Raw genomic sequence first — 12,046 nt, 5'->3', positions numbered from 1 at the left:
CCCGGCGGCGATCACGCCCCTTTGAGCCTAGCCTTCCACTTCGCCTTCCACCGGCTCGGTGCGACGGGCACTGCGCCCGTCCTCCCGGGACAGCTGCAGGAAGATCGTCGCCGCCAGCATGGACAGCACGCCGATGCAGAGAAAGGTGAGGCTGAACGCCTGGTGCAGGTCGTCCACCCCGTCGGCGCCGGTGGTGGAGGTAAAGCCCCCCAGCAGCGCCGCGGCGGTGGCCACGCCGAGGCTCATGGCCAGTTGCACCACCACCGAGAGCAGGCCGTTGCCGCTGCTGGCGTCGGCGTCCCGCAGGTCGATCAGGGTCACGGTGTTCATGGCGGTGAACTGCAGGGAGTTCACCGCACCGATCAGTCCCAGCTGCACCAGCAGCACGGCACGGGGCAGCTCGTTGGAGGCCAGCGCCAGGCTGGCGATGAGGATGCCCAGCAGCAGGGTGTTGCCGGTCAGCACGTTGCGGTAGCCGAGGCGCTCGATCAGCGGCCGCGCCAGGGGCTTCATGGCCATGGCCGCCAGGGCGAGGGGGATCATGCTCATGCCGGCCTCGGCCGGCGAGTAGCCCATGGCCACCTGCAGCAGCAGCGGGGTGAGGAACGGCAGCGCGCCGCTGCCCAGGCGGGCGAACAGGTTGCCGAGGATGCCCACGGCGAAGGTGCGGGTAAGGAACAGCGACGGGGCGAACAGCGGCGCCTCGATCCGCGCCGCCCGCAGCCAGTAGGCCGCCAGGCAGGCCAGGCCGCCCATGAGCAGCAGCATCACCCGCACGTGGGGCATGCGCAGTTCGCCAAGCCCTTCCAGGGCGATGCTGATGAGCACCATGGCCGCGCCGAATAGCAGGAAGCCGATGCCGTCGAAGCGGGTGCGCAGGGCCCCGCGCATGTCCGGCAGCAGCTTCCACACCGCGTAGCCGCCCAGCAGGCCCACCGGCAGGTTGATCAGGAAGATCCAGTGCCAGCTGGCGAACTCCACCAGCCAGCCGCCCAGGGTCGGGCCGATCAGCGGGCCCACCAGGCCGGGCAGAGTGATGAAGCTCATGATCCGCACCAGTTCCGTGCGCGGGTAGGCGCGCAGCACCACCAGCCGGCCCACCGGCATCATCAGGGCGCCGCCCAGGCCCTGGATCACCCGCGCCGCCACCAGCATGCCCAGGCTCTGGGACAGGGCGCAGAGCAGCGACCCCAGGCTGAACAGCAGGATCGCCCCGAAGAAGATCTTGCGGGTGCCGAAGCGGTCGGCGATCCAGCCGGAGGCGGGTATGAGCAGGGCCACGGTGAGCATGTAGGCGATCACCACGCTCTGCATGCGCAGCGGGTCCTCGGCCAGGTCCCGGGCCATGCTCGGCAGCGCGGTGTTGAGGATGGTGCCGTCCAGGGTCTGCATGAAGAACGCGATCGCCACGATCCAGGGCAGCAGGCGGGCGGTGCGGGCATCGAGCAGGACACTGGGCATGGGGGCGCTCCGATAGGACGATGTGTGACTACAGACCCGCGTCGTGCCCGTGGGTTGCCCCGGATTGCCCGCGGCGTCGGGGTGGCGGGCGTGGACGCCGGGCCGCGCCCTGGCCGCGGCCGGTCAGATCGGGCAGCCCTTGGCGCGCAGGATGGCGTCGAAGCGCGCCGGGTCGAGGGTGCCGGCGCGGATCGCCGCCAAGGTGTCGGCCTCCCGCTGCAGCAGCTCGCGGCAGCGCATCAGCAGTTCCGGCAGTTCCGAGCGCGGCGCGGCCACCACGCCGTCGGCGTCGCCCACCACCAGGTCGCCCGGGGCCACCAGCATGCCGGCGCAGGACACCGGTACGTTGATCTCGCCGGGGCCGTCGGTGCTTGGGCCGCGGTGCACGCAGCCCAGGGCATAGGCCGGCAGCTCGCCGGTCTGCCATTCCTCGAAGTCCCGCAGCGCACCGTTGATCACCACGCCGACGATGCCGGCCTTGAGGGCCATGGCGCGCATGATCCCGCCGAACACCGCGCGGGTCAGGTCGCCGCTGCCGTCGATCACCAGCACGTCGCCGGGCCGCGCCATCTGCATGGCCTTGAGGATCATCAGGTTGTCGCCGGGGCGCACCCGCACGGTGAGGGCGCTGCCGAGCATGGTGCCGTTGCCGTGGTAGGGCTTGAGGCCCAGGCCGCCGACGTTACGGCCCAGGCAGTCGCTCACGGCGGCCGCGGGGATGCGGCTGAAGGCTTCCAGCCAGTGGGGGTCGAGTTGCTCGACGTTGGAATTGATCAGGTAGCCTGCCGGCCACTTGCCGGACGATGTGATCGCGAACATGCAAAGCCTCGCAGAAACGGCGGACGCCGCGTGCGTGATGGGAGGACGGGGGACCGGGACCCTGACCGGGCGGTCAGGCGTCAGGGTAGCACCGCGCGCCGCGTTTGTCGGCGCGGCGCGGGCCTGCCACGGGACGGACCCGTGGCCGGGCGGGCGGTCAGGGGTGCGCCGAGGGGCGCAGTGCCGGGCCACGCACCGGGGCGTCGCCGGCCACGTGGTAGGCCGTCGTGCTGCGCGGCAGCGGGGCGCGGCCGCGGATACGGTCGGCGAGCTTCTCGGCCAGCATGATGGTGGTGGCGTTGAGGTTGCCGGTGATGATCTCCGGCATGATCGAGGCATCGATCACCCGCAGGCTCTGCAGGCCGTGGACCCGGCCCTGGCCATCCACCACCGCCTGGTCGTGCTCGCCCATCTGGCAGGAGCAGGACGGGTGGAACGCGGTCTCCGCGTGCTGGCGGACGAAGGCGTCCAGCTCGGCGTCGCTCTGCAACCCGGCGCCCGGGCTCAGCTCGCGCCCGCGGTACGGGTCGAGGGCTGGCTGCGCCATGATCTCCCGGGTGAGGCGGATGGCGTCGCGGAATTCCTGCCAGTCCTGCTCGTGGGACATGTAGTTGAAGAGGATGCTCGGGTGCTGGCGCGGGTCCCTGGATTTCAGGTGCACGCGGCCGCGGCTCGGGGAGCGCATGGAGCCCACGTGGGCCTGGAAGCCGTGTTCCTTCACCGCGTTGCTGCCGTTGTAGTTGATCGCCACCGGCAGGAAGTGGAACTGGATGTTCGGCCAGGCGAAGTCCGGGCGGGTGCGGATGAAGCCGCCCGCCTCGAAGTGGTTGCTGGCGCCCAGGCCGGTGCCGGCGAACAGCCATTCGGCGCCGATGGCCGGCTGGTTCCACCACTGCAGCGCGGGGTACAGGGAGACGGGCTGCTTGCAGGCGTATTGCAGGTACATCTCCAGGTGGTCCTGCAGGTTCGCGCCGACCCCCGGCAGATCGTGCACCAGCGGCACGTCCTGCTCCCGCAGCAGCGCCGCCGGGCCGACCCCGGAGCGCTGGAGGATCTGCGGCGAGGCGATGGCCCCGGCGCACAGCAGCACTTCGCGGCGGGCGCGGACGGTCTGGGCGCTGACTTCGTTGCCGTGCAGGTAGGCCACGCCCACGGCGCGCTTGCCGGCGAACAGGATGCGTTCGGTGAGGGCGTGGGTGACGATGGTCAGATTGCTGCGCCCGCGGGCCTGGTCCAGGTAGCCGCGGGCGGTGCTGGCGCGGCGGCCATTGACGGTTACCGTGCGGTCCATGGGGCCGAAGCCTTCCTGCTGGTAGCCGTTGAGGTCGTCGGTGCGCGGATAGCCGGCCTGCACGCCGGCTTCCACCATGGCGTGGAACAGCGGGTTGTTGCCGGGGCGCGGGGTGGTCACGCTGACCGGGCCGTCGCCGCCATGGAAGTCGTTGGCGCCGATGTCGCGGGTTTCCGCCTTGCGGAAGTACGGCAGGCAATCCAGGTAGCTCCAGTCCTCGAGGCCGGGGCGCTTGGCCCAGTGGTCGAAGTCCAGGGCGTTGCCGCGGATGTAGCACATGCCGTTGATCAGCGACGAGCCGCCCAGGCCCTTGCCGCGGCCGCATTCCATGCGCCGGTTGTCCATGTGCGGCTCCGGGTCGGTCTCGTAGGCCCAGTTGTAGCGGCGGCCCTGCAGCGGGTAGGCGAGGGCGGCGGGCATCTGGGTGCGGAAGTCCAGGCGGTAGTCGGGGCCGCCGGCCTCCAGCAGCAGCACGCTGACGTCGCTGTCCTCGGTCAGGCGGGTGGCCAGCACGTTACCGGCGGAGCCGGCACCGATGATGATGTAGTCGTATTCCATGGGGCATCCTTCGAAAGGCAACGGCGCGGCGGCGACGGCGGGTCACCGTCGCGCGGCCGTGGGCGGCAGGAGGGGAACGGGGGCGGGACGGCGCGGCCGTCAGAACACCGAGGCGTAGTCGCCCAGTTCCACCTGCACCGACTTGACCCGGGTGTAGTGGGCCAGGGTGGTCAGGCCGTTCTCGCGGCCGACCCCGGACTGCTTGTAGCCGCCCACCGGCATCTCGGCGGGGGACTCGCCCCAGGTGTTGATCCAGCAGATGCCGGCTTCCAGGCGGTGGATGACCCGGTGCGCGCGGGCCAGGTCGCGGGTCACCACGCCGGCGGCGAGGCCGTAGTCGGTGGCGTTGGCGCGGCGCACGGCTTCCTCCTCGCTGTCATAGGCGAGCAGGCTCATCACCGGGCCGAAGATCTCCTCACGGACGATGCGCATGTCGTCGCGGCAGTCGCTGAACACCGTGGGGGCGACGTAGGCGCCCTGGCCGTACGCGCCCTCGGTGACCCGCTCGCCGCCGATCAGCAGGCGCGCGCCTTCCTCGCGGCCGGACGCGATGTAGCCCAGCACGTTTTCCAGATGGGCGAAGCTCACCAGGGGGCCGAAGTTGGTGGCCTCGGCCTGGGGGTCGCCCAGGCGGATGCGTTTCACCCGCTCCACCACCTTGGCTTCGAACGCCGCCTGCAGCGCACGGGGGATGAACACCCGGGTGCCGTTGGTGCAGACCTGGCCGGAGCTGAAGAAGTTGGCCATCACCGCGATGTCCGCGGCGCGGTCCAGGTCGGCGTCCTCGAAGACGATCAGCGGCGACTTGCCGCCCAGTTCCATGGTGACTTCCTTGAGGGAGGAGCTGGAGGCGCTGGCCATGACCTTCTTGCCGGTGGCGGTGCCGCCGGTGAAGGAAATCTTCTCGATCCCCGGGTGCTCGGTAAGGGCCTGGCCCACGTCGCGGCCGCTGCCGGTGAGCACGTTGAATACGCCGTCCGGGACGCCGGCCTCGGTGTAGATCTCGGCCAGCTTCAAGGCACTCAGGGGGGTGACTTCGCTGGGCTTGAAGATCATGGCGTTGCCGGCCGCCAGGGCCGGCGCGGATTTCCACAGGGCGATCTGGATCGGGTAGTTCCACGCGCCGATGCCGGCGACCACCCCCAGGGGCTCACGGCGGGTGTAGACGAAGCTGGTCTCGCGCAGCGGGATCTGCTCGCCTTCGATGGCCGGCACCAGCCCGGCGTAGTATTCCAGCACGTCGGCGCCGGTGACGATGTCCACGGCGCGGGTTTCGCTCAGGGGCTTGCCGGTGTCCAGGGTTTCCAGCGCGGCCAGCTCGTCGTTGCGCGCGCGCAGGATTTCCACGGCGCGGCGCAGGATGCGCGAGCGCTGCATGGCGGTGAGCGCTGCCCAGGTTTTCTGGCCCTCGGCGGCGCTGGCGACGGCGCGCTCGACGTCTTCGCGGCCGGCGCGGTGGACCCGCGCCAGGACTTCGCCGTTGGCCGGGTTGATGGTCTCGAAGGTTTCGCCGCTGGCGGCTGGCACGTAGCGGCCGCCGATATAAAGTAGCTGGTCGTCGAAGCGGGGCATGTGATTCCTCCAGAGGGGCGGGCACCGGGCGGGCCGTGAAGGCCGGGCGCGGTGCCGAGGGCTGGGGCCGGCAAGGCCGGCGCGACGCGGTGGCCGCTCGCTGCCCGGAAGACGGGCACGGCGAAACGGGCCGATGGGAATGAGCCTACTTTATTTTTATTGAACGTTCAAACAACTAAGCATAAGCTCCACGCCACGGCACGGTATGCGGCAGTTCGCCGCACCCGTCCGGCCCCCTCGCGCCGCGAGGGCTGCGTGTCTGTCGTCGCACCGCCCGGTGCCTGCTTTCACTGCCTTGGAGTGCTCTGTCCATGAGTGCCGCATCCCCGCTCACCCCCGCACCGGCAAGCGTGCGCCTGAACCCGGTCGTCTTCGCCGGTTCGACTGCCCTCATCCTGGTCCTGACCCTCATCCTCATCGCCTTCCCCGAGGCCGCCGGTCTCTGGCTGGGACGCGCCCAGGCCTGGCTGTCCCGCAGCTTCGGCTGGTACTACATGCTGGTGATCGGCGCCTACCTGTTCTTCGTGCTGTACATCGCCGCCTCGCGCTACGGCGACCTGCGCCTGGGGGACGATCACGAGCGGCCGGAATTCAGCTACGGGGCCTGGGCCGGCATGCTGTTCTCCTCGGGCATCGGCATCTCGCTGCTGTACTTTGCGGCCTCCGAACCCCTCGATCACTTCTACAACCCGCCCGAGGGCGAACCCGGCAGCGCCTTCGCCGCGCGCCAGGCGCTGCAGCTGACGTTCCTCCACTGGGGCGTGCACGGCTGGGCGATCTATGCGCTGGTGGGGCTCGCCGTGGGCTACTTCGCCTACCGGCACAAGCAGCCCCTGGCCTTGCGCTCGGCGCTGCTGCCGCTGGTGGGCGAACGAGCGATGCGCGGCTGGGCCGGCAACGCGGTGGACTGCTTCGGCATCTTCGTCACCCTGCTGGGCCTGGTGACCAACCTGGGCATCGGATCGTTGCAGGTGTCGTCCGGGCTGGAGTACCTGTTCGGCCTGCCCCACAGCCGCGCCGCGTTGCTGGCGGTGATCCTGGCCATGAGCGCGGTGGCTACGGTAGCGGCGGTGTCCGGGGTGGAGAAGGGTATCCGCCGGCTGTCCAACCTGAACATCCTGCTGTTCAGCGGCCTGCTGCTGTTCGTGCTGTTCGCCGGGCAGACCCTGCACCTGCTCAACGGCCTGGTGCAGAACATTGGCGACTACCTCAACGGCCTGGTGCTGAAGACCTTCGACCTCTACGTCTACACCGGCGCGGGCACCCGCAGCGAGGCCTGGATGGGCCTGTGGACCCTGTTCTACTGGGCCTGGTGGATCTCCTGGGCGCCCTTCGTCGGCATGTTCATCGCGCGGATCTCCCGGGGCCGCACGGTGCGCGAGCTGGTCTGCGGAGTGCTGCTGATTCCCCTGGGCTTCACCCTGGTGTGGCTGTCGGTGTTCGGCAACAGCGCCCTGGAACTGGTGACCGTGCACGCCGCCGCGGACCTGGGCAAGGCCGCCCTGGAGCAGCCGGCCATGTCCATCTACCTGCTGCTGGAACACTACCCCTGGTCGAAGCTGGTGATCGGCGTGTCGATCTGCGTCGGCTTCGTGCTGTTCCTGACCCCGGCGGATTCCGGCTCGGTGATGCTCGCCAACCTGTCCCGCCAGGGCGGCGAACTGGACGAGGACGCGCCCCACTGGCTGCGGATCTTCTGGTCGGCGTTGATCACCCTGGTGACCATCGGCCTGCTGTTCGCCGGCAACTTCACCGCCATGCAGACCGTGGTGGTGCTGGCCGGCCTGCCGTTCTCGGTGGTGCTGGTGCTGTACATGGTGGCCCTGCTCCGGGCCATGCGCCTGGACGTGGAGACCCGGGCCATCGTCCGCGCTGCCCCGGTGCCGGTGCCCGGACCCCACTGAGGCGGCTCAGCGGGCCGCGGTTTCCAGGCTGCGGTCCAGATAGTCGTAGGCGATGTGCAGGGCCTGGTCGATGTCGAAGCGGTCCGACAGCGCCCCGCGCAGCCACAGGCCGTCGATCAGCGCCGCCAGCCCACGGGCGGCGCGCCGGGCCTCGGGAACCGCCAGTACGCGGCGGAACTGGCAGCACAGGTTGCTGTACAGGCGGTGGTCGTTGACCCGCTGCAGGCGGCGCAGGGCGGGGCGGTGCATGCTGCTGCACCAGAACGCCAGCCAGGTCTTCATGGCCGGTCCGTTGACTTGGCTGTCGTCGAAGTTGCCGTCGATGATCGCCCGCAGGTGGGCGCGGGGCGTGTCCTCGGCGAGGGCGGCGCGGCGTTCGCGCACCGCGTTGCTCAGGGCCAGCATCAGGTGCCGCATGGTGGCGTCCAGCAAGCCGTCCTTGTCCTGGAAGTAGTGGCTGATGATGCCGTTGGAGACCCCGGCGAGGCGCGCGATGTAGGCGATGCTGGCATCGCCCATGCCGACCTGGTCCACCGCCTGCAGCGTGGCGGCGATCAGTTGAGAGCGGCGTATCGGTTGCATTCCCACCTTGGGCATCGGTGACTCCACGAATTCTGTGTGGTTAATCGAAAGCGCGGAGTCTAGGGCGGTTCTGATCGATCGATCAATCGACGCAGCGCCTGTCGCCGCTCTCCCTCGGGCCGCTGCGCGCGTCGTGGGTCCGGGATTCTCCGGCGCTGGCGCCCTATACGCAGCCATCGTACGTCATCGTCCGACGCAGGCTGCCCGCTCCTGGTGCGCGGCGTTTCGTCGGGTGGCGGTGATTGCTACCCGACACCCCAGGCCGAGATGCCCCCGTTGGCCGCGCGCGCGGCCGGGCGCGCCGGTGCACAGGCTCTGGGCCGGGCCTTTCGATCACGCCGGATGGTTCGGGCACGGGCCTTGCGTGAGGCCGTACCGATGTTCACGTCCGACCCGAGGAACCGCCATGAGCCCATCCGACCCGCGTCCCTGCACCTTTGGCTTCGTGCTGCTGGACGGGTATTCCCTGGCGGCCCTCACCGCGGCCCTGGAGCCCCTGCGCGAGGCCAACCAGGCGGCCGGGCGCCCCCTTTATGCCTGGCACGTGCTCGGCGACGACGGCGCGGCGAGTGAGGAGGGCTTGCGGCTGGTGAACGACGGCAGCCTGGCCGGCGCCCCGGCCTTGGATGCACTGATCCTCTGCGGAGGGCGGCAGGTCCCCCGTGCGCATCGCCCCGAGTTCATCCAGGACCTGCAGCGCCGGGCGCGGCAGGCCCGGCTGATGGGGGCCCTCGGCGCCGGCTACGCGGCGCTGGCGGAAGCCGGCCTGCTGGATGATTTCTCCTGCGCCAGCCCGGCGGCGCCGGTGCGCTTCCCGCGGGTGTCCTTCCTGGCACGACCCTGGGTGCTGGACCGCCAGCGGGGGACCGCGGTCGACGGCGACGGGGCCGCCGCGCTGCTGCGCCACTGGGTGGCCCGAGACCAGGGGCAGGCGGACGGCGCGCCGTGGAGCGGACTCCCCGCCGTCGAGCCGGCTGGCCATCTGCCGGGGCTCTACCCGCCGAAACTGCAGGAAATCGTCGCGCTGATGGAGGCGAACCTGGAGGAGCCCCTCGAACTGGATGCCCTGGCCCGCTACGTGGAGGTGTCGCGTCGGCAACTGGAGCGGCTGTTCCAGAAGTACCTGCAGGGCTCGCCCTCGCGCCATTATCTGCGGCTGCGGCTGATGCGCGCCCGGCAGCTGTTGCGGCAGACGACCCTGCCGATCCTGGAGATCGCCACCGATTGCGGCTTCGTGTCCACCCCGCATTTCTCCAAGTGCTACCGGGAGTGCTTCGGCCGTTCGCCGCGGGACGAGCGCACCGGCAGCAATGTATTCGCGCTGCCTGCCTCGACGGATGAGCGAGTCCGTGCTTCGGTTAGGAGTGGGCGCGGCTGGGCGGGGGTACGCGCCTGAGGGGCGGATGATTCTCGTGGAGAGCCGGACGGCGTCACGGGCCTGACGCCCGCTCGTTCCCGTGAACAGCGGGATCAGGCCCGCGTCACCCAGAGGATCTTCACCATGAAGGGACACACCACGACCCGGCGTCCGGGTCTCGTCATCGCCGCCCTGTGCCTGGCTGCTGTGCCAGCTCTCGCCACCCGCAGCGCCTGGGCCTCACCGCCCTGTCCGTACGCGTTCACCCTGAGCGGCAAGACCGATCAGCTCTGGAAGCAGGTGACCAACTCCGCCTGGAAATCCATGCTCGGTACGTCGGGCTGGACCGACAACGGCTTCCACTTCTACAGCCGTGTCCGGGAGCGGGGGCCGGAAAGCGGCATCAACACGCCGTCCGACCTGGAGTCGGAAATCCGCAAGAAAGTGCGGGACACCCCGCTGACCGGCAACCGCCACGAGATCGTGCTGCCCATTACCAGCTCCAGCGGGCAGCCCCTGAAAGTGCTCTACGACTACGACGGGGGCAAGGCCTCCAAGTGTGAGCTGGTCACCCTGACCTACTGAGCGGGGCCCTTTCGGCGGGCAAAAAAAACCCGCCGGAAGGGCGGGGTCGAGGTACGAGCGCGGTGTGGCAGCTCGAAGAAAAAGGGTGCGGGGCCGGTGGCGTGGAGCAGGCCACCGGCCGCGTCGTTACAGCAGCAGGGTGCGGATGTCCGCCAGCACCTCGCCCAGGCGGCGGGTATAGCGCGCCGCCGCGGCGCCGTTGATTACCCGGTGGTCGTAGGACAGGGACAGCGGCAGCATCAGGCGCGGCTGGAATGCCTTGCCATCCCAGACCGGCTGCATGGATGCCTTGGAGACGCCGAGGATCGCCACTTCCGGGGCGTTGACGATGGGCGTGAAGCCGGTCCCGCCGATGTGTCCGAGGCTGGAGATGGTGAAGCAGGCGCCCTGCATCGCGTCGGCCGAGAGCTTCTTGGTGCGGGCCTTCTCGGCCAGCTCCGCGGCCTCGGCGGCCAGTTGCAGCAGGCTCTTGCGGTCCACGTCCTTGATCACCGGCACCAGAAGGCCATCCGGGGTGTCCACGGCGAAACCGATGTTCACGTACTTCTTGCGAATCAGCGCCTTGCCGCTGGGGGCCAGGGAGCTGTTGAAGTCCGGCAGTTCGCGCTGCAGGTAGGCACAGGCCTTGAGCAGCAGCGGCAGCAGGGTGAGCTTGACGCCAGCCTTCTCGGCCACCGCTTTCTGGGCGACCCGGAAGGCTTCCAGTTCAGTGATGTCGGCCTGCTCGAACTGGGTGACGTGGGGCACGTTCAGCCAGCTGCGGTGCAGGTTGGCCGCGCCCACCTGCATCAGGCGGGTGAGCGGCACGTCCTCGACTTCGCCGAAGCGGCTGAAGTCGATCTCCGGCACCGCCGGGATACCCGCGCCGCCGGTGACGCCGGCGGGGGCGTCCTTGACCTTCTGCAGACCGGCCTTGACGAAGGCCTGGACGTCTTCCTTGAGGATGCGGCCGTGGGGCCCGCTGGCACTCACCAGGGCCAGGTCGACGCCGAATTCGCGGGCCAGCTGGCGCACCGCCGGGCCGGCGTGGACCTTGCCACTGGGACGTTCGGCCGGGCTGGCGGTTTCCGCCTTGGCCTTGGCCTGGGGCGCAGCGGCCTGCTGGGCAGCCTCGGCCTTCGGCGCGGCGGATGCGGCGGGCTTGTCGGCGGCAGGGGCGGCCGGGGCCGCGGGCGCGGCGCCCGCCACCTTGAGGGACAGGATCAGGTCGCCGGTACCCACCTCGGCATCCAGCTTCACGCTGATCTGTTCCACCACGCCGGCGGCCGGCGAGGGGATTTCCATGCTGGCCTTGTCCGACTCCAGGGTGATCAGCGACTGGTCGGCTTCAATGCGGTCGCCGGCCTTCACCAGCACCTCGATGACCTTGGCCTTGCCGGCCGAGCCGATGTCCGGCACGCGAATATCCTGGGTGGTCTCGCCACCCTGGGGCGCATCGGCGGATTCAGCCCTGGCCTCGGCGTTGGAGGCTGGCTGGTCTTCTTCGGCCTCGTCCACCGCCTGGCTCGGTTTGCCGGCTTCCGGCTGGGGCGCGGCGGCGGGCTCGGCGCCCTGGGCGCCGTCCTCGCTTTCCAGCTCCAGCAGTTCGTCGCCTTCCTTCAGGCGGTCGCCCAGCTTCACCTTCAGGCTCTTCACCACGCCGGCCTTGGGCGCCGGGATTTCCATGCTGGCCTTGTCGGACTCCAGGGTCAGCAGGCTCTGGTCGGCCTCGATGCGGTCACCGACCTTCACCATCAGCTCGATGACTTCGCCTTCGCCACTGCCGATGTCGGGTACGCGAATCAGTTCACTCATTTGCTAGCTCCTCGAACGGGCTGGGCGCGCTCGGCACGCCCGGAGCGCAGGGATGCGCCGCCCGTGGAACGAAGACCCCGGTCTTCGGTTTCGTCGTGAGTCGCCTGCGCACCTGCGGTGCGG

The 12,046-nt window shown here is 69.9% G+C and carries 9 protein-coding genes; 3 read left to right on the top strand and 6 right to left on the bottom strand.

Annotation, left to right across the window (positions count from 1 at the left end; translation table 11 throughout):
* Window positions 1-27 precede the first annotated feature (27 nt).
* The 4 genes from mdtD to betB all read right to left on the bottom strand — a co-directional run bounded on the left by mdtD (window position 28) and on the right by betB (window position 5,701).
* Complete coding sequence (gene mdtD / locus FM069_RS15125) at window positions 28-1,461, bottom strand: multidrug transporter subunit MdtD (RefSeq protein WP_143489199.1); 1,434 nt, start codon at window positions 1,459-1,461, stop codon at window positions 28-30.
* Window positions 1,462-1,584: 123 nt separating this feature from the next.
* A complete protein-coding gene (locus FM069_RS15120) occupies window positions 1,585-2,280 on the bottom strand; it encodes an RraA family protein (RefSeq protein ID WP_143489198.1) in 696 nt (231 codons plus the stop codon).
* Between the two features lie 157 nt (window positions 2,281-2,437).
* On the bottom strand, window positions 2,438-4,129 hold the full coding sequence (betA, locus tag FM069_RS15115) for a choline dehydrogenase (RefSeq protein WP_143489197.1): 1,692 nt from the start codon (window positions 4,127-4,129) through the stop codon (window positions 2,438-2,440).
* Window positions 4,130-4,228: 99 nt separating this feature from the next.
* Window positions 4,229-5,701, bottom strand: a complete 1,473-nt coding sequence (gene betB / locus FM069_RS15110; RefSeq protein ID WP_143489196.1) for a betaine-aldehyde dehydrogenase — start codon at window positions 5,699-5,701, stop codon at window positions 4,229-4,231.
* 311 nt (window positions 5,702-6,012) lie between these two features.
* On the opposite strand from betB, the gene FM069_RS15105 reads away from it, so the two are divergent.
* Window positions 6,013-7,605, top strand: coding sequence for a BCCT family transporter (locus tag FM069_RS15105; RefSeq protein WP_143489195.1), 1,593 nt, complete (start codon window positions 6,013-6,015; stop codon window positions 7,603-7,605).
* 6 nt (window positions 7,606-7,611) lie between these two features.
* Here FM069_RS15105 and betI read toward each other — a convergent pair whose 3' ends face one another.
* On the bottom strand, window positions 7,612-8,202 hold the full coding sequence (betI, locus tag FM069_RS15100; RefSeq protein WP_143489194.1) for a transcriptional regulator BetI: 591 nt from the start codon (window positions 8,200-8,202) through the stop codon (window positions 7,612-7,614).
* Window positions 8,203-8,593: 391 nt separating this feature from the next.
* Between betI and FM069_RS15095 the strand changes: the two genes are divergently transcribed.
* The gene (locus FM069_RS15095; protein WP_143489193.1) at window positions 8,594-9,583 is read left to right on the top strand and encodes a GlxA family transcriptional regulator; all 990 of its coding nucleotides are present in this window, start codon (window positions 8,594-8,596) and stop codon (window positions 9,581-9,583) included.
* A gap of 105 nt (window positions 9,584-9,688) precedes the next feature.
* Window positions 9,689-10,129, top strand: coding sequence for a hypothetical protein (locus FM069_RS15090; protein ID WP_143489192.1), 441 nt, complete (start codon window positions 9,689-9,691; stop codon window positions 10,127-10,129).
* Between the two features lie 126 nt (window positions 10,130-10,255).
* Here the strand turns inward: FM069_RS15090 and aceF are convergent, their stop codons facing one another.
* A complete protein-coding gene (gene aceF / locus FM069_RS15085) occupies window positions 10,256-11,923 on the bottom strand; it encodes a dihydrolipoyllysine-residue acetyltransferase (protein WP_143489191.1) in 1,668 nt (555 codons plus the stop codon).
* Window positions 11,924-12,046 lie beyond the last annotated feature (123 nt).

Origin of the sequence: Pseudomonas mangiferae, from assembly GCF_007109405.1 — a bacterium.
Lineage (GTDB): Bacteria > Pseudomonadota > Gammaproteobacteria > Pseudomonadales > Pseudomonadaceae > Pseudomonas_T > Pseudomonas_T mangiferae.
Note: the sequence above shows the minus strand (reverse complement) of the source record. Positions and strands in the feature narration are given on the sequence as shown.